This window comes from Saccharothrix sp. ALI-22-I, from assembly GCF_001984175.1.
GTDB lineage: Bacteria > Actinomycetota > Actinomycetes > Mycobacteriales > Pseudonocardiaceae > Actinosynnema.
Window position 1 is genome coordinate 249,712 of record NZ_MTQP01000064.1, and the last position, 17,469, is coordinate 267,180.

Sequence of the window (17,469 nt, forward strand, 5' to 3'; positions counted from 1 at the left end):
GGTGCGAGTGAAGGCGCTGTTGACGGGTGCGGCGGTGGCGGCTCTGATCGCCTCCGCCGCGCTCGTGTCCACCCAGTCGTCGGACGTCGTGCTGGCGGGCCGGCCGACGCCCGGTGACGCCGTGGTGCCGCACCCGTTGGGCGACAGCGCCCGCTCCGGGCGGGGCGTGGACCTGGCCGGGATGCCGGTCGGCGCGAACGCCCCCGCGTCACCGCCACCGGCGACCACCGCCGCCACCACCACTCCACCGCCGCCACCACCGGCGCCGCCGCAGCAGCAGCCGGGGACGGTTCGGTTGCCCGAAGGCGGGTTGGCGACGCTGGTGCGCGAGGAGGTCACCGCCGACGGCGTGCTGCCGGTCCCGGAGGGTGTCGGCGAGGCGACGTGGTGGGGCGTGGACCTGGGTGCGGCCGAGGGCGCGACGGTGCTGGCCGGGCACGTGAACTGGAAGGGCATGACCGGGCCGTTCGACGAGCTGTGGCGGTCGGCGGTCGGGCAGGACGTGACCGTGGTCGACACGGCGGGCAAGACGTTCCGGTTCCGGGTCAGCCGGGTGGAGGCGGTCCGCAAGGACGCCCTGCCGTCGCGCGCGGTCGAGCTGTTCGGACCGCGCGGCGGGCACCGGCTGGTGCTGGTGACGTGTGGCGGGCGGTGGGTCGGCGGCGACACCGGCTACGAGGAGAACCAGGTCGTGATCGCCACGCCGGTCGCATGACCGATTACGTTCCGCACCTTCGGTGCCGAACGTAATCAACAGGCAACCTTTGGTCACGCCGCGTCGTCCTGTTGATGTGAAGCGATGGGGTTGGCTCGGCACGGCCGTGGCGCTGGCACTCACCCTGGTGGTGTTGGCCGTGTTGGGAGTCCGCGAACCCGCACCCGGCCACGACGTGGGCGAGCTGGCGGCGCCGCTGCCGATGGCGCCGCGCACGACGAGCAGCAGCGCCTCGCCGCCGCCGACCGTGCCCGCCGCGACCTCACCGCCGGCGTGGATGCGGCGGATGCAGCCGGGCGAGAAGCCGCCGCAGTTCGTGCTGTTCTCGTTCGACGGCGCGGCGTCCAAGCCGCACTGGGACCGGATCATGCCGCTGGCCAAGGCGGCGAACGCGCACGTCACCGGGCTGTTGTCGGGTGTGTACCTGGTGCCGGACCAGGACGCGGCCACCTACACCGGGCCGGGGCACGACCAGGGCGACTCGTCCATCGGGTTCGGCGGCAGCCGGGCGGACGTGGCGCTGCGGATCGAGTACCTGAACGCGGCCATCGACGCCGGGCACGAGATCGGCACCCACTACAACGGGCACTTCTGCGTCGGTGACGAGCCGAACGTCGGCATGTGGACCACCGAGCAGTGGAACAGCGAGATCGACCAGTTCTTCGGGATCGTGGACAAGGCCAGGCAGCAGGGGTTCAAGCTGGACCCGGCGGCCGTGCGCGGCGGGCGGACGCCGTGCCTGGAGGGCAAGTGGGACCAGGCGTTCCCGGCGATGCGCGGGCGTGGCCTGGTCTACGACACCAGTCACGTGAGCCTCGGCGTGGTGTGGCCGTCGGTGCAGGACGGGGTGTGGGAGTTCCCCATGCCGGAGGTGCGCGTGCCCGCGCTGGGCAAGCAGGTCGTGATGATGGACTTCAACCTCTGGTACGCGCTCAACGGCGCGAAGGAGCAGCCCGAGAAGGCCCCCGAGTTCACCCGGATCGTGCTGGACACGTACCGCTCGGTGTACCAGGCCGCGCTCAACGGCAACCGGGCCCCGGTGGTGATCGGCAACCACTTCAACGAGTGGGCCGGTGGCGCGTTCAGCAACGCGGTGGAGGGGTTCCTGGGCGAGGTGTGCGTGCGGGCGGAGACGGTGTGCGCCACGTACACCGAGGTCATCCAGTGGATGCAGTTGCAGGATCCGGTGGTGCTGGAACAGTTGCGGCGGATACCCGCCGCCCGCAACTGAAGCCGGCGGCGACCAAACGAGATGGGAAAGGTTCTTTCCTATCTAGCGCGATGGCCGCCCGAAGCTCTACGGTGGGTTACCGCCGCCCCACGGAACGCATCCCATCCGAGGAGTAGCGCATGACCACCGAGCCCGAGAAGCGCACCTGGGTCAAGCCCGATTTCCGGGACGTCGACACCCCGATGGAAGTCACCGCTTACGCAGCTCGCAGCTAGCCATCCGCCGCGCCCCTCCGTGCCGGCCAGTCGGGCCCGGAGGGGCGTGGCGCCTGCGGACCGGGAGGTGCCCGCCCGTCGTGCTCACCGCTGAGCCGTTGGACCCGGACGAGTTCACCGCGCGCCTGCGCGCCCTGTCACCCCGCTACTGGGACCGCCACCCGTTCCACCTCCGGCTGCACGAGGGCCGGCTGACCAAGCACGAACTCCAGCTGTGGGCGGCGAACCGCTGGTACTACCAGCGGGCGATACCGCAGAAGGACGCCGCGATCCTGGCCAACTGCCCGGACGTCGAGGTCCGCCGCGTGTGGCGCGAGCGGATCGTGTGGCACGACGGCAGCGGGCCGGGCGAGGGCGGTGCGGAGAACTGGCTCCGGCTGGCCGAGGCGGTCGGGCTGACCCGCGAGGAGGTGCTGGACGAGCGGCACGTGCTGCCGGGCACGCGGTTCGCCGTGGACGCCTACGTGACGTTCGCCCGCACCCGGCCGTGGGTGGAGGCGGTGGCGTCCGGGCTCACCGAGATGTTCTCGCGCGGCCTGATGGCGCGCCGGCTGGTGGACATGCGCGAGCACTACCCGTGGATCGCCGAAGAGGGCTTCACCTACTTCACCACCAGGCTCCAGGTGATCGCCGACGAAGGGAAGTCCACTTTGGACATCGTGGTGCGCAACTGCCGCACGCGCGAGCAGCAGGAGGCGGCGGTCGCCGCGCTGGCCTTCAAGTGCGACGTGCTGCGCGCGGTTCTGGACGCCGTGGACTACTACTCATGACCGCGCTCAGTGCGGTGCCGCGGCTCAGGCGCGGCGTGAAGACCGCCTACGACGAGACCCGGGACAGCCACGTGGTGCTGTTCCCGGAAGGCGTGCTGGTGCTCAACGAGACCGCGGCGGCGGTGGTCGGGCTGTGCGACGGGCGGACGTCCGTCGAGGGCATCGCGCACCGGCTGGCCGAGGACTTCGACGGGGTGCGGGCGGACGACGTGGCCGAACTGGTCACCCGGCTGGTGGCGCGCCGGGTGGTGGACGTCGATGGCTGACGCGCCGTTCGGCCTGCTCGCCGAGCTGACCCACCGGTGCCCGCTCAGGTGCGGGTACTGCTCCAACCCGGTGGAACTGGCCGGTCGCGCGGACGAGTTGGACACCGGGCAGTGGCGGGCGGTGTTCGACCAGGCCCGCGCGTTGGGCGTGTTGCAGGTCCACCTGTCCGGCGGTGAGCCGTTGGCGCGCAAGGACCTGCCCGCTCTGGTGGGCCACGCGTCCGGGCTCGGCTGCTACGTGAACCTGGTGACCAGCGGGCTGGGGCTGACCGCGGACCGGCTGGCGGAGCTGGAGGGTGTCGACCACGTGCAGTTGTCGGTGCAGGACGCCGACGCGGCGGGGGCGAACCTGATCGCGGGGGTGAAGGCGTTCGAGCACAAGCTCAAGGCCGCCGACGTGATCCGGGACGCCGGGCTGCCGCTGACCGTGAACGTGGTGCTGCACCGGCTCAACCTGGACCACGTCGGCGAGATCATCGCGTTGGCTGCGCGGATGGGCGCGGACCGGTTGGAGTTGGCGAACACCCAGTACTACGGCTGGGCGTTGCGCAACCGTGCCGCGTTGCTGCCGACGCGGGAGCAGTTGGCGCGGGCGGGTGAGGTGGTGGCCGCCGCGAAGGCGCGGTCGTCGATGGAGATCGTGTACGTGATCGCCGACTACCACGAGGCGCACCCGAAGCCGTGCATGCACGGGTGGGGCGCGCGGCAGCTGACCGTGGCGCCGAACGGGGACGTGCTGCCGTGTCCCGCGGCGGGAGTGATCGAGGGGTTGGGGATCGAGAACGTGAAGGACCGGGCGTTGGCGGACATCTGGCACTCGTCGCCCGCGTTCAACGCCTTTCGTGGCTTCGACTGGATGAAGGAGCCGTGCCGCACGTGCGCGCGCCGTGAGCTGGACTTCGGTGGGTGCCGGTGCCAGGCGTTCCAGCTGACCGGGGACGCGTCGGCGACCGATCCGGTGTGCTCGCTGTCGCCGCACCGGGGTGCGGTGGACTTGATCCTGGCCGGTGCACCTGCCGCCGTGGAGCACCGGGCGGTGGTGCGGTGAAGGCCGTCGTGCTGGGGACGGCGGCCGGTGGTGGGGTGCCGCAGTGGAACTGCGCGTGCGGGCCGTGTGCGGCGGTGCGGGCGGGTGAGCTGCCCGCGCGGACGCAGGACGCGTTGGCGGTGAGCGGGGACGGTGTGGGGTGGTGGCTGGTCAACACGTCACCGGACATCGGCGTGCAGCTCGCCTCGACTTTCGCGCTCGCACCGGGTCCCGGACCGCGGGACACGCCGGTCCGCGGTGTGCTGTTCACCGACGCCGAGCTGGACCACACGTTGGGCTTGGCGGTGCTGCGGGGTGCGGCGGGGTTGCGGGTGCACGCGCCGGCTCCCGTGCTGCACGCGTTGGCGCCCACGCGTGACGTGCTGGCGACGTACGGCGAGTGGTCGTGGCGGCAGGTGGAGCCGGAGCAGACGATCACGCTCGACGGCGGGCTGGAGGTCACCGCGTTCCCGGTGAGCGGCAAGCGCCCCCGTTACGCCGCGGACTCTTCGTTGGCCGGCCACTGGGTCGTGGCATACCGGTTCGCCGACCCCGCCACCGGCGGCGTGCTCCTGTACGCACCGTGCCTGGCCTCCTGGCCGCCCGGCTTCGACACCCTCGTCGCCGAGGCCGACGTAGTCCTCCTGGACGGCACCTTCTACGCGCCGTCCGAGATGGGCGCCGCCACCGGCAACCCCAGCGGCCAAGCCGCGATGGGCCACCTACCGATGACCCACAGTCTCCCGGAACTCCGCCGCCACCCCACCACCCGCCGCATCTACACCCACCTCAACAACACCAACCCCGCCCTGAACCCGACCTCCCCCGAACACACCGAGATCACCGAAGCCGGCGCCGAACTAGTCCCCGACGGCACCCTCCTCACCCTCTGACCCCCACCCGAACGTTCAACTCGCCTGTTCCGAACGTAGGACACGCCCAACGCGAACGTTGGACACGCGCGTGTCCAACGCTCAGAACGCGCGTGTCCAACGTTCGGAACGCGCGAGTTGAGCGTTCGGAACGGGTTGGGGGGTTAGCCCCACCGACCTGGGTGGGTCTGGTCGAGAGAATCGGCGGTATGACGGATCAGGACCTGGTGCGCGGTGCGCGGGAGCGGTTGACGGAGGTCGGGTTGGGGGTGGCGCGGACGCCGTTGAGCCTGTTGGGGTTGCCGTTGATCCCGCTGCAGCTCTACGCGTACCCGCTGATCCTGGTGACGATCGGCGTGCCGCTGCTGCTGCTGTTCACCGCACTGGGCCGCCGCTACACCGGCTACTTCCGCCGTTGGGCGGCGGGCGTGCTGGAGGTGGAGATCCCGTCGCCGTACCGGCTGCCCGCCAACCGCGGCCCGATGACCAGGGTCCGCACGGTGGCCACCGACCCGGCGACGTGGCGGGATCTGGCGTTCCTGCCGGTCAACGCGATCACCGGGGTGGTCTGCGGCGTGGTGCCGCTGGCGCTGTGGTTCAACGGCGTGTTCGGGTTCGTGGTGCCGCTGCTGTGGCTCAACAACGCGGAGAAGGTCGAGTACAACCTGGTCGACATCGACACGCCGGGCAACTTCGCACTCGCGCCGTTGATGGGCGTCGCCTACCTGCTGGTGGCCTGGTGGGCCACGCCGCGGATGACCCGGCTGCACGCCAGGGTCGTCAAGTGGCTACTCGCGCCGAGCGCCACCGCCGCGCTGACGGACCGGGTGCGGGTGCTGGCCGACTCACGGGCCGACACGGTCGACGCCCAAGCCGCCGAACTGCGCCGGATCGAACGGGACCTGCACGACGGCGCGCAGGCCCGGCTGGTCGCGTTGGGCATGAACCTCGGCATGGCCGAGGAGCTGCTGGCCCAAGACCCGCAGGCGGCACAGGAGCTGCTGGCCGAGGCACGCCAGTCGTCCACCCAGGCGTTGGCCGAACTGCGGAACCTGGTGCGCGGCATCCACCCGCCGGTGCTGGCGGACCGAGGCCTGGACGGCGCGCTGCGCGCGTTGGCGCTGGCGCACCCGCTACCGGTGGAGGTGGACCTGGAGCTGGCCGGGCGACCTCAGGCGCCGGTCGAGTCGGCCGCCTACTTCGCGGTGGCCGAGACGCTGACGAACGTGGCCAAGCACAGCGGCGCGACCGGCGCGTGGGTACGGGTGCGGCACGAGAACGACAGGCTCTCGCTGATGATCGGCGACGACGGGCACGGTGGCGCGGTGGCGTCCGAAGGTGGCGGGTTGCGCGGAATCGAGCGCCGGCTGGCCGCGTTCGACGGCACACTCGTGATCGCGAGCCCGGTGGGCGGGCCGACCATCGTGACCATGGAGCTGCCGTGCGAGTTGTCCTCGGTGAAGACCTCGTCCTCCTCCGGGACGGCCTGATCCGGCTGCTCCAGGCCTACGACTTCGACGTGGTGGAGGCGGTCGACTCCGGTCCCGCCCTGCTCAAGGCCCTCGTCGACCACCGCCCGGACGTGGCGGTGGTCGACGTGCGCCTGCCGCCGACGTTCACCGACGAAGGGCTGCGGGCCGCCATCGAGGCCCGCAAGCGGGTGCCCGGTCTGCCGATCCTGGTGTTGTCGCAGTACGTGGAGCAGCTGTACGCGCGGGAACTGCTGTCCGACCGGGGCGGCGCGGTCGGCTACCTGCTGAAAGACCGGGTCTCCGACATCAAGCAGTTCGTCGGCGCCATTCGCCGGGTCGCGTCCGGTGGCACCGCGATGGACCCCGAGGTCATCACCCAACTCCTCGCGCGCGGCGCGCGGGACCAGCCGCTGACCACGTTGACGCCGCGTGAGCGGGAAGTGCTCTCGCTGATGGCGGAGGGCCGTTCGAACGGCGCGATCGCCGGGCGGCTGTTCGTCACGGAGAAAGCCGTCGGCAAACACATCGCGAACATCTTCGGCAAGTTGGGCCTGCCGTTGTCCGAGGACGACAACCGGCGGGTGCTCGCCGTGCTCGCCTATTTGGATCGCGTGTAGTCGTTTGTCCGGCTACGTACCATCGTGCTTTCGCGGAGGCCTGGGGGTACGCGCATGGGTACGACGGCGGAGTTGGCCGACGAACTGCTCGACCTGATGAGCTCGCAGGCGCCGTTGGGCGCGACGGTGTTCGGCCTGCCCGGTTATGACCACCTGCTCGCCGATCACCGAGCGGAGTCCGAGGAATCGGCGCGGGCGCACGCGGTGGACATCGCCGACCGGGCGCGCGCTCTGCCCGCGGACGACGACCGGGTGACCCGTAGGGTGATCATCCAGCAGGCCGAGGCGATCGTGGACCAGATCGACGCGCGCGGCGTCGAGTACACGATCACCGACTCGTTCTTCGCGCCGGCGGGCGAGGTGCTGTTCGTCATGCCGATGATCGTGCTGTCCGGGCCGGAGTCCGAGCGGGCGTACCTGGACCGGCTCGCCGCGATCCCCGACTTCCTGCGCCGGGTCGCCGAACGGCAGCTCGCGGGCGCGGCCTCGGGCCGCACGCCGGTGCGGCACCTGGTCCAGGCGGCCGTGGCGCACATCGACCGGTACCTGGCGGCGGCGGAGGACACGCTGGCCCGTCCCGCGGGCGGCGAGGAGTTCACCGCCGCACGGGAGCGGCTGCTGGCCGACGTGGTGCGGCCGGCGTTCGTCGCCTACCGGGACGTGATCGCGGGCATCGAGGGCCGGTCGGCCGACCAGCCGGGCCTGAGTTGGCTGCCGGACGGCGACGCGATGTACGCGGCGCTGGTGCGCGCCCGGACGACGACCGACCGCACGCCCGAGGAGCTGCACCGGACCGGCCTGGACCTGATCGCCGGGCTGGCCCGCGAGTACGCCGAGCTGGGCGAGCGGGTGTTCGGCACGTCCGACGTGGCGACGATCTTCGAACGGATGCGCACCGACCGGGCGATGCGCTGGAACAGCGGGGATGAGCTGATCACCGCCGCGCGCGAGGCCGTGACCAGGGCGGAGGAGGCCGCGCCGCGCTGGTTCGGCCGGCTGTCGGAGCAGCGCTGCCAGGTGGAGCCGGTGCCCGCGGCCGACGCGCCGGGCTCGCCGATCGGGTACTACTCGCCGCCGTCGCTGGACGGGCTGCGGCCCGGCACCTACTACGCGAACACCCACCGGGTGCGGGAGCGGTTCCGGTACCAGGCGGAGGCGACCGCGTTCCACGAGGCCGTGCCGGGACACCACTTCCAGATCTCGCTGGCCCAGCGGCTGACCGACCTGCCGCTGCTGCGCCGGATCGCCCAGGTGACCGCGTACCTGGAGGGCTGGGGTCTCTACACCGAGCGGCTGGCCGACGAGATGGGCCTGTACTCGGGCGACGTGGCGCGGCTCGGGATGCTGGCGTTGGACTCGATGCGCGCCGGGCGGCTCGTGGTGGACACCGGGCTGCACGCGCACGGGTGGAGCCGCGCGCGGGCGGTCGAGTACCTGCGCGCGAACACGCCGCTGGCGTTGGTGGAGATCGAGAGCGAGGTCGACCGGTACATCGCCACGCCCGGACAGGCGCTGGCGTACATGGTGGGCCGGCTGGAGATCCAGCGGATCCGGGCGGCGGCCGAGGAGGCGTTGGGCGACCGCTTCGACATCCGCGCGTTCCACGACGTGGTGTTGGGCGGCGGGCCGCTGCCGTTGGCCGTGCTGGCCGACGTCGTCGCGGAATGGGTGCGCACGCACAACCCGTGAGCCACGCGAGACGCCCGATCGGGCGCGGCACTGCGTAACGGGTGACGGGCACGGTGCACGCGTTCGTGATCACCCAGCAGATGGGTGAAGCCAATGCGGCACCGAACGTGCCCCCGACGGGATTCGAACCCGTACTGTGACTCTTTTAAGGAGCCTGCCTCTACCGGTTGGGCTACGGGGGCAGCGGGGAGCCTAAGCCGTTACCTAGCGTTCGTGGGGCCGGTTCAGAAGAAGTCCCCCGCACGGCTCAATGCGATCCGCTATTGCGCTCATTCGGGTAATGGACCCAGCGCGCTCAGCCCGAGTACAACTTCGTGATAAGCGTCACAGCCGAGTGCTCGTTCGACCAGCTCATCCCGCAATGCTGCGGTGAAGCCGATACCAAAACCCATTGCTGTAGCTACCAAATAAGCCGTTTGGGAGAGATGCCCTACATCCATTTGCACAACACGGTAGGCACGTGACGTGTCGTAACGCCATCTAGTCCGTTCGAGTACTCCTGTGTACGCGAGGACCAACGGCGCCTGCCCGACCCAGTCCTGGTCACCGGCCGCCGCGGCCATCTCGTCCGGCCCCCACGCCACCCCGATGGGCTCCAGCGCGTGCGCGAGCCCGTCGTAGTGGTACCAACCCGGCTCCAACGCCTCGACGCCCCGAACGTGCGCGTACACCTCGACCGGGTGCCGCCCGCCGCCGGACGGGCTGGTCTTGAACACCGTCCCCGACCGCCCGATCCGCGACCGCACCGGCGACGGCCCCGCCAACACCCCCAGCAGTTCGGACACCCGCGTCAACGACAGGGCCGACGCACCGAACTCACGGGTGGTGCGGCGGGCCAGCAGCACGTCGAGCAGGCCCGCCGAGGCCCATTTCGGCGAGCCCTCCAGCGGGGGCAGCAGCACCGCGGTGCGGCCGAGGCTGCGGAACGGCGCGGGCGGCGGTGCGGCGGCGAGCTTGGCGTCGAGCACCGCGTCGTGCTCCTCGGAGCCCTGGAACGACGCGTCGGCGAGCGTGCGGCTGGCGAAGTGGAAGTGCCGGGCGGACGGGCCCCACGCCCTCCAGCCGGCCAGCAGGCGGCGTTCCTCGTCGTGCCGGGGCGAGCCCTCGACGATCAGCACACCGGCTTCGATCAGCTCGTCCAGCACCTTGCGCAGCGCCACCCGGTCGGCCTCGCCGAGCGGCGCGAGCAGCGCCTCGACATCGGTGAACTCGGTGAACTTGCGGCACAGCAGCTCGGCGGTCTCGCTGATGGCGAACTGCCGGTGGTGGAGGTAGTCGTCCCAGACCACGGCGCCGTCCTGGTAGAACAGCGTCGCGTGCTCAGCGACCTTTGCCCGCACCCATGAGCTCCTTGAAGCGCGCCGCCACCCACTCGTGCACGGCCTCCGACACCCGCGCGTCCCCCGCCCGGTGCTCGAACCACCGCCAGTCGCAGTTGACGTTGACCTCCAGGAACACGTGGTCACCGCCCGAGACCAGCAGGTCGAACGCGGCCACCTGGAGCCGCCAGTGCCGGGCCAGCGCGAGCAGCCGGTCGCTGAGCCCACTCGGCACGTCGACGGGCGTGACGCGGACCGCCTCGGGGTCCACCCACAGCTGCGCCGGGTCCAGCTTGTCCACCTGGAAGGCCATGCACCGCTCGCCCACCACGAACACGCGCAGCTCGGTGTCCGACGGCACGTACTCCTGCACGATCACCGGCGCGGACTCGGGCACGTCACCGGACCGGCTGGTCTCCAGCGGGCGCGGGAACAGGCCGTGCTGCATGCCGGGGCGCGGTTCCAGCAGGTGCCGGCCGGAGGTCTTGACGATGCACTGCCCGCCGCCGGGCCGGGTGCGGCCGGGTCGGGTGGTGACCGTGGTGCGCGGCACGCGCAGGCCGAACGCGGAGGCGTCCGCGAGCTGCGTGAGCCGGTTGAGGTGGGAGGTGTTGCGGCTGGGGTTGACGTGCGCCCAGTCTCCCCGGCTGGACAGCCAGTCGGCGACCGCGCCCCACTGGTCCACGGCGTACGCGCCGGCCAGCGTGCCGGGCTCGACGGGCAGCGAGGACAGCTCGAAGTGCCTGCGCCACACCAGCACCGGGCGCAGCAGCCAGCGGTCGAGCTCCAGCAGCGGCTGGTCGGTGTAGACGGTGAGCGGCAGGTCCACGGAGCGGTCGGCGTCGATGCGGGCCATCCGGATACCGCGTTCGGCCAGCGCGATGGAGAGCTCGTTCATCTCCATGTCGGCGGCGCGGGCGAGGACCAGCACGCAGGGCACCGGGCTGCCGTCGCCCTCGTCGACCATGCCGAGGCGGTGCACCTGCTCCTGGAAGTCCAGGCACTTGGGTTGCGACCGGAACAGGTAGTCCTGGCCTTGGAGCAACAGCGGGGTGGGTTTCGCCGGTCTGGCGGCCTCGGGTGGGGGGACGACTTCGCTCCCCCACCCGGAGACGGTCATGACTCAGTCGTCTTTCTTGCTGCAAAAACGCTTTTCGGCGGTGGCGTACTCCGCGGAGTACTCCGCCAGTGCGCGATCCTCGATCTCACCGCGGCGAAGCTGTGCGGCCAGCTCCTCAAGAGACATCGCGGTCACCTCTCTCCCCACTGATGCATCACACATTCAGGCGATACACCAGCTGTATTCTCGGGTTCACGTTACGCAATGTCAAGGCAACAGGGTGCGCATTAGCCCATCTGGGGGCTCAAGTGAGAAGGCTGCGCCAGACGGCCCTCTGACCGTCGCCACCGAACGGCGCAACGGGCAGAGGGCCGTTGCGCTCAGCTCTTGGTGGCGCGGTCGAACTCGGCCTTCGGCTCGTGGATCTGGCCCAGGGCGACGACCTCGCGGCCGGAGAACAGCGCCTGCGTCCAGTCCACGAAAACGCGGAACTTGCGGTTCACGGTGGGCATGAACATGACGTGGTAGCTGCGGTGCATGAACCAGGCGACGACGCCCTTGAAGCGCAGGCCGAACACGTCCGCCACGCCCTTGTACAGGCCCAGGCCCGCGACCGAGCCCAGGTACTTGTGGAAGTAGTCCTTGGGCTGCTTGCCGCGCAGGCTGGCCACGATGTTCTTGGTCAGCAGCTTCGACTGGCGGATGGCGTGCTGCGCGTTGGGCACGCAGGTCGCCGTCGGGTCCTCCTCGGTGCGCGAGAGGTCCGGCACGGCCGAGCAGTCACCCGCCGCCCACACCCCGGGCAGGCCGACGACCTGCATGGCCGCCGTGCAGCGCACCCGGCCGCGCTCGTCGAGCGGCAGGTCGGTGTTGCGCAGCATCGGGTTGGCCTTCATGCCCGCGGTCCAGATGATGGTGTCCGAGTCGAACTCGGTGCCGTCGTCGAGGACGACGTGGCCGCCCTCCATGCTCTTGACGCGGGTGTCGAGGTAGCACTTGATGCCGCGCTTCTCCAGCTGCTCGACGGTGTAGACACCGAGCCGCGCGCTCACCTCGGGCATGATCCGGCCGGTCGCCTCGACCAGGACCCAGTGCATGTCCTCCTGCTTGAGGCCTTCGTAGTAGCGCAGCGCGTAGCGGGCCATGTCCTCCAGCTCCGCCAGCGTCTCGATGCCCGCGAAGCCGCCGCCGATGACGACGAAGCTCAGCAGCCGCTTGCGCAGCTCGGCGTCCTTGGTGCTGGCGGCCTGGTCGAGCCGCGACAGCACGTGGTTGCGCAGGTAGATCGCCTCACCGATGGTCTTCATGCCGATGCCGACCTCGGGCAGGCCGGGGATCGGCAGGGTGCGCGAGATGGCGCCCAGCGCGGAGACCAGCACGTCGTACTCGAACTCCTCGACGTGACCGTCGGCCAGCTCGACCGTGACGGCCTTGCGCGAGTGCTCGATCCGGGTGGCGCGGCCGGTGACGACGTGGCAGTGCTTGAGGACCTTGCGCAGCGGCACCACGACGTGGCGGGGCTCGATGGAGCCGGCCGCCGCCTCGGGGAGGAACGGCTGGTAGGTCATGTGCGGCTGGGGGTCGATCACCGTGACGGACGCCTCGCCGGAACGCAGCTTCTTCTGCAATCCCAGCGCGGTGTACATGCCGACGTACCCACCGCCGACGATTACGATCCGTGTGGGTTGCGACTTCACAGCAGCCATACACCTATGGTCGCACCGCGTAGGGCATTCCTGCGCATCGACGAGGCCCGTTGTGACCACAGTCGCCGGGTGATGACGGACACGCCGCCGCTGACCAGCACATCGGCGTGAACGTGCTGAGAGGAACGATCCAGACGGTCAGCCGAGGCTGAGTCCGGAGAGGTGGTTCCTCAGCTCTTGCGGCGCATCAGCAGGACCACTCCGACGACCAGTCCGAGCGCGCACGCGAGCCCGATGACCTCGACCACCTCGCCCGTTCGGCCGCCCGGCAACAGTATGACGACGGCGGCGAGCGCGAGTACGGAGAGTTGAACGGCGGCGAACCTCTTCGCGGGTGCCTTTAGTGCTTCCAGGTGAATGCGCGACCAGATCGGGACGATCGCCGCGTAGGCGGACAGAACGTGCAACAGGTGCAGGAGCACCACCAGCGCGAGCACGCCCGCCCACGACGTCTCGCCGTCCACGAACACCATCGCCACCGCCGGGTAGGCGATGATCAACGCGACCGCGGCCGACGCCGGAATCACCACCGCGGCCGCCGCCAGCACCCCGTACAGCACGATCGCCAACCACTCGACCCCGTTGGCCACCAACACCCCGGCAACCCCCGCCGCCACACCCCCGACCGCCGCCCGCAACACCCACCCCGGCAGCCCCGCCCCCAACTCCGTCCTCACCCGGTTCCACCCCCACCCACATCCCGAGCGTTGAACTCACCGGTCCCGGACGTTCGACTCTCGCGACCCGAGCGTTCGACTCTCGCGCGTGTCCAACGTTCAGAACGCGCGTGTCCAACGTTCGGAACACCCGAGTTGAACGCTCGGAACGCGAGAGTCGAACGTCCAGGGCGCGAGAGTCGAACGTTCGCGACCCCTGAGTTCAACGTTCGGGTCGGCGTTCGGGTCATCGGTGCAGCCTCCTGCCGGTGCGGGCCTCGCGCAGCACGCCGGCGATCGGCGCGCCCCACCGCAGCACCGCCACACCGTGCTGCCGCATCGCCTGCAGCCGCACGTCGTGCTCCATCCGGATCACCTTCAACGCGCTCACGCCCCACGGCGTCTCCGGGTCGGCCCGCAACGGCTCCGGCAGCACGTCCACCGCCAGCACGAGGTTCCCCCGCCGCGCCGCGTGCACGGCCAGCTCCACCACCTCGGCGTCCAGGAACGGCGACAGCACCACCACCAGCGCGCCGTGCGGCACCTGTTCGGGCCGCAGCACGGGCCGCTGCGCCCACCCCGCCGACCGCGCGCACACCACGAGCTGGTTGCGCAGCCGCAGCAACTGCCGCCGCCCCACCCCGGGACGCGCGCCGAGCCGCGGCCGACCGAGGTCCACCAGGCTCACCCGGTCGCCCTGCCGCAGGTACCCGGCCGCCAACGACGCCGCCGCCCGCACCGCCAGGTCGAGGCTGCCTCCTGGGCGGGCCGTCGTCCCGCGTGACGCCAACGACCACTCCCCGAGCGACCTGCCGAGCGGGCCGGCCGTCGTCACGCGCGCCGGCGCCGACCATTCCCCCAGCTCCGCGCCGACGTCCTGCCGCGTGTCCAACGCCAGCACCACGTCCGCGTCCGCCTCCGCGTGGTGCTCGCGGACGTGCAGGTTCGTGCCCTCGGCGGTGCCCGCCATCGCACTGCTGCGCAACGACACCCGCCAGTCGATCCGCCGCAGCCGGTCGCCCGGCTGGAACGCCCGGATGTCGCGCAGCTCCACCGAGTCACCCGGCCGCCGAGCCCGGTGCGCGCCGACCAGACCCACGGCCCGCGCGGGCAGCAGACCCGCGGGCAACGCCTCCACCGGCGGCAGGATCACCCGACCGCGCTCGGCGGCGGTGATCGGACCGTGCACGAACAACGCGTCCGGCCCGGCCACCAGGTGATCCGGCCGCAGGTCCACGCCCTCGCCCCACGCGTCACGGCGCAGCACGACCTCGATCTCCCGAGCCGACGCGGGCACCAGGTGCACCGGGCCGACACCGCCGTCGCCGACACCGGGCAGCCGGATCGCCATCACCTCGGCGCCCAGTCCCGGATCGACCTCCACGACCGACTTGGCCGCGCCGATCTCACCGGTGCGCGGCAGCCCGCGCACCCGCACGGTCGGCGTGCCGAGGACGGGCGTGACCAGGGCGAGGAGCGTGGAGATCAGCAGCGGCGCGCCGAACAGGACCAGCGCCACCTCGTGCGCCAGCCCGCCGGCCACCACCATCCCGACGCCCAGCGCCAGACCGCGCACCAGCGCGTCGGTGGGGTGCCAGTGCGCGCCGCGTCCGCTGGTGAGCGCCTCGCGCAGTCGTTGCGCGCGGTTCATGACGGGCACCTGTTCATGACGGGCCCCGGTTCACGAGCGGGTGCTCGCCGGGCCGGCCACGCGGCCCAGCAGCTCGGTCACGACCTCCACGCCGGTGACGCCGGACGTCCACGTCTCCGGGCGCAGCGTGATCCGGTGCGCGAGTGCCGCGACGGCGCACTCCTTCACGTCCTCCGGCAGCACGAAGTCCCGCCCGTCCAGCACCGCCAACGCCCGTGCCACCAGCACCAACGCCTGTGCGCCACGCGGCGACGCCCCGACCTCCACGGCGGTGTGCGCACGACTCGCGGACGCCAGGTCCACGCAGTACCGCAGCACGTCGTCGTCCACCGACACCTGCTCCACGCCGTGCTGGAGCTGCCGGAGCCGGGCGGCGTCCAGCACGGGCTCGACCTCGGTCTCCTCGCGCTGCCGGGAAAGCCGGCGCCGCAGCACCTCGACCTCCTCGGCCGGCGGCGGGTAGCCGATGTCCAGCCGCAGCAGGAACCGGTCCAGCTGCGCCTCCGGCAACGGGTAGGTGCCCTCGTACTCCACCGGGTTCGCGGTCGCCAGCACGTGGAACGGGCGCGGCAGCGGGAACGTGCGGCCCTCGACCGTGACCTGCCGTTCCTGCATGGCCTCCAGCAGCGCGGACTGCGTCTTCGGCGGGGTCCGGTTGATCTCGTCGGCCAGCAGCAGGCCGGTGAACAGCGGGCCTTCGCGGAAGGTGAACTCGCGGTCGCCGGGGTTGTAGAGGAACGAGCCGGTGACGTCGGCGGGCAGCAGGTCGGGCGTGCACTGCAGGCGCTTGAAGTCCAGTTTCAACGCCTGCGCCAGCGACCGCGCCATCAGCGTCTTGCCCAGGCCCGGCACGTCCTCCAGCAGCACGTGCCCGCCCGCCAGGACCGCCGCCAACGCCAGCCGCAGCGACCGTTCCCGACCCACGACGACGGTGCCGACGGCGGCGAGCACCGCCTTGGCCTCGGCCGCGATCGCCTCGACGCCCGTCTTGTCCTGATCGGGGTCCGGTGAGGTCACAGGTTCTCCAAGAGATCGGCGAGCTTCGACGGCTCGGGCAGCGGGGCCTTGGGGTCGGTGAGCAGGCGGTGCAGGTCGGCGCCGAGCACCTCGCGTGCCCTGGGGTCGTGGATGTCGTAGATGCCGTGCACCTGCCGCAACCGGGCTTCCGCCAGCCGCCGCAGCCGGGGCTGGACGCGGTTGGCGAACCGGTCCTGGTCGACGGCGGCCTCGGCGAACCGGCTCGCGAGGGAACTGGCCTGCGCGGACGTGGCGGTGGAGACGTTCGCGGGCTGCGGCGACCAGACGACGTCCGTCGCGCGCGGCAGACGTGAGACGAGCAGGGCCAACGCACCGATGGGCAACGCGATCAGCACCGCCCACAGCCACGGCGCGCCGACGCGGTTCAGGACGAACGCGGCACCGGCCGCGACCACGACCGCCAGCAGCACCGCGCGCATCATGCTGCCGATCAGCGGGCTCATCCGAGGTCCCGCACGATGTGCTCCAACGCCTCGGTGGCCGTGCGCGCGTCCGCCGACGTCACCTCGGCCGTGCCGAACCGGGCCCGCTGGTAGACGCGCTTGAGCGTGCCGGCCGCGTTCTCGTCGACCCGGTAGCGGCGCAGCAGGTCACCGGTGAACTCGGTCGGCGTCTGGTGGCCCTGGCGCGGCACCCCGCTGTCCTCGGCGGCCCGTTCGAGGCTGAGCCAGGCCGCGATCACCGCGTCACCGGGCGGCCCGTTCCCGTAGTCGCGCAACTCTTGAAGCGCTTGCGTCGCACGCCGGACGAGGATCTCCGACGGTTCCGCGTCGCCTTCCGGCAGATCCGGCGCGTCGACCGCGGCGCCCACACCCCGCCGCCGCCGTCTGCGCCGCAGCCCGCTGATCGACACGAGCAACGCGATCACCCCGATCACCGCCACCGCGACCAGCACGAGCAGGAACACGAGCAACGACCCGGCCGCCGTGGAACCTTCGACGTCGGTGTCCAGGACCTCGACCGACCTGGTAGCCGGGGCGGTCGTCTCGTCACCGCCGCTCGGCCGCTCGCTGTACCGAACCGGCGACGTCCCACGCGCGGCGAGAGCGACGAGCACAAGCGCAGACCCCACCGCGAGGACGAGCGCGAGCCGGGGCTTCATGCCCCAAGAATGCCTGCCGCCCCGTCACGGCGTGTGCGGTTTTCGGAGAACAGGACCGACCGG

At 71.4% G+C, this 17,469-nt stretch carries 19 protein-coding genes and 1 tRNA gene; 10 read left to right on the forward strand and 10 right to left on the reverse strand.

The window, feature by feature from the left end:
* The first annotated feature begins 7 nt into the window (after positions 1 to 7).
* The 10 genes from ALI22I_RS26180 to ALI22I_RS26225 all read left to right on the forward strand — a co-directional run bounded on the left by ALI22I_RS26180 (position 8) and on the right by ALI22I_RS26225 (position 8,874).
* Entirely contained in the window at positions 8 to 715 is a 708-nt protein-coding gene (locus tag ALI22I_RS26180; RefSeq protein ID WP_238598574.1) for a class F sortase, read from the forward strand.
* Positions 716 to 791: 76 nt separating this feature from the next.
* Entirely contained in the window at positions 792 to 1,946 is a 1,155-nt protein-coding gene (locus ALI22I_RS26185; RefSeq protein WP_077008178.1) for a polysaccharide deacetylase, read from the forward strand.
* Positions 1,947 to 2,065: 119 nt separating this feature from the next.
* A complete protein-coding gene (pqqA, locus tag ALI22I_RS26190; protein WP_077008179.1) occupies positions 2,066 to 2,161 on the forward strand; it encodes a pyrroloquinoline quinone precursor peptide PqqA in 96 nt (31 codons plus the stop codon).
* A gap of 80 nt (positions 2,162 to 2,241) precedes the next feature.
* A complete protein-coding gene (gene pqqC, locus ALI22I_RS26195; protein ID WP_077008180.1) occupies positions 2,242 to 2,931 on the forward strand; it encodes a pyrroloquinoline-quinone synthase PqqC in 690 nt (229 codons plus the stop codon).
* On the forward strand, positions 2,928 to 3,197 hold the full coding sequence (gene pqqD / locus ALI22I_RS26200; protein ID WP_077008181.1) for a pyrroloquinoline quinone biosynthesis peptide chaperone PqqD: 270 nt from the start codon (positions 2,928 to 2,930) through the stop codon (positions 3,195 to 3,197). Before pqqC ends, pqqD begins: the two co-directional genes overlap by 4 nt.
* Positions 3,190 to 4,245, forward strand: a complete 1,056-nt coding sequence (gene pqqE / locus ALI22I_RS26205) for a pyrroloquinoline quinone biosynthesis protein PqqE (protein WP_077008182.1) — start codon at positions 3,190 to 3,192, stop codon at positions 4,243 to 4,245. Before pqqD ends, pqqE begins: the two co-directional genes overlap by 8 nt.
* Positions 4,242 to 5,117, forward strand: a complete 876-nt coding sequence (gene pqqB, locus ALI22I_RS26210) for a pyrroloquinoline quinone biosynthesis protein PqqB (RefSeq protein ID WP_077008183.1) — start codon at positions 4,242 to 4,244, stop codon at positions 5,115 to 5,117. The genes pqqE and pqqB overlap by 4 nt, the downstream gene beginning before the upstream one ends.
* A gap of 188 nt (positions 5,118 to 5,305) precedes the next feature.
* Positions 5,306 to 6,586 (forward strand): sensor histidine kinase, encoded by a 1,281-nt coding sequence (locus ALI22I_RS26215; RefSeq protein WP_077008184.1) that lies wholly within the window; start codon positions 5,306 to 5,308, stop codon positions 6,584 to 6,586.
* Positions 6,538 to 7,185, forward strand: coding sequence for a LuxR C-terminal-related transcriptional regulator (locus tag ALI22I_RS26220; RefSeq protein WP_077008185.1), 648 nt, complete (start codon positions 6,538 to 6,540; stop codon positions 7,183 to 7,185). Before ALI22I_RS26215 ends, ALI22I_RS26220 begins: the two co-directional genes overlap by 49 nt.
* A 54-nt stretch (positions 7,186 to 7,239) precedes the next feature.
* On the forward strand, positions 7,240 to 8,874 hold the full coding sequence (locus ALI22I_RS26225) for a DUF885 domain-containing protein (RefSeq protein ID WP_077008186.1): 1,635 nt from the start codon (positions 7,240 to 7,242) through the stop codon (positions 8,872 to 8,874).
* Between the two features lie 108 nt (positions 8,875 to 8,982).
* Here ALI22I_RS26225 and ALI22I_RS26230 read toward each other — a convergent pair.
* The 10 genes from ALI22I_RS26230 to ALI22I_RS26270 form a co-directional block, all read right to left on the reverse strand.
* Positions 8,983 to 9,056: transfer RNA gene (locus ALI22I_RS26230), tRNA-Leu, on the reverse strand.
* A gap of 87 nt (positions 9,057 to 9,143) precedes the next feature.
* Positions 9,144 to 10,214 (reverse strand): SagB/ThcOx family dehydrogenase, encoded by a 1,071-nt coding sequence (locus tag ALI22I_RS26235; RefSeq protein WP_077008187.1) that lies wholly within the window; start codon positions 10,212 to 10,214, stop codon positions 9,144 to 9,146.
* Positions 10,195 to 11,313, reverse strand: a complete 1,119-nt coding sequence (locus ALI22I_RS26240) for an ATP-grasp domain-containing protein (protein WP_077008188.1) — start codon at positions 11,311 to 11,313, stop codon at positions 10,195 to 10,197. The genes ALI22I_RS26235 and ALI22I_RS26240 overlap by 20 nt, the downstream gene beginning before the upstream one ends.
* 3 nt (positions 11,314 to 11,316) lie before the next feature.
* Positions 11,317 to 11,439 carry a hypothetical protein gene (locus ALI22I_RS54810; RefSeq protein WP_267935188.1) on the reverse strand — a complete coding sequence of 41 codons (123 nt, stop codon included), beginning with the start codon at positions 11,437 to 11,439 and terminating at the stop codon, positions 11,317 to 11,319.
* A gap of 194 nt (positions 11,440 to 11,633) precedes the next feature.
* Positions 11,634 to 12,959 (reverse strand): NAD(P)/FAD-dependent oxidoreductase, encoded by a 1,326-nt coding sequence (locus tag ALI22I_RS26245; RefSeq protein WP_077008189.1) that lies wholly within the window; start codon positions 12,957 to 12,959, stop codon positions 11,634 to 11,636.
* A 170-nt stretch (positions 12,960 to 13,129) separates the two neighbouring features.
* Positions 13,130 to 13,636 (reverse strand): hypothetical protein, encoded by a 507-nt coding sequence (locus tag ALI22I_RS51190; protein WP_179118365.1) that lies wholly within the window; start codon positions 13,634 to 13,636, stop codon positions 13,130 to 13,132.
* A 226-nt stretch (positions 13,637 to 13,862) separates the two neighbouring features.
* Entirely contained in the window at positions 13,863 to 15,266 is a 1,404-nt protein-coding gene (locus ALI22I_RS26255; protein WP_077008191.1) for a DUF58 domain-containing protein, read from the reverse strand.
* A 30-nt stretch (positions 15,267 to 15,296) separates the two neighbouring features.
* Entirely contained in the window at positions 15,297 to 16,283 is a 987-nt protein-coding gene (locus ALI22I_RS26260) for an AAA family ATPase (protein WP_083752014.1), read from the reverse strand.
* Complete coding sequence (locus tag ALI22I_RS26265) at positions 16,280 to 16,747, reverse strand: hypothetical protein (protein WP_077008192.1); 468 nt, start codon at positions 16,745 to 16,747, stop codon at positions 16,280 to 16,282. The genes ALI22I_RS26260 and ALI22I_RS26265 overlap by 4 nt, the downstream gene beginning before the upstream one ends.
* The gene (locus ALI22I_RS26270) at positions 16,744 to 17,406 is read right to left on the reverse strand and encodes a DUF4129 domain-containing protein (RefSeq protein WP_083752015.1); all 663 of its coding nucleotides are present in this window, start codon (positions 17,404 to 17,406) and stop codon (positions 16,744 to 16,746) included. Before ALI22I_RS26270 ends, ALI22I_RS26265 begins: the two co-directional genes overlap by 4 nt.
* Positions 17,407 to 17,469: the final 63 nt, after the last annotated feature.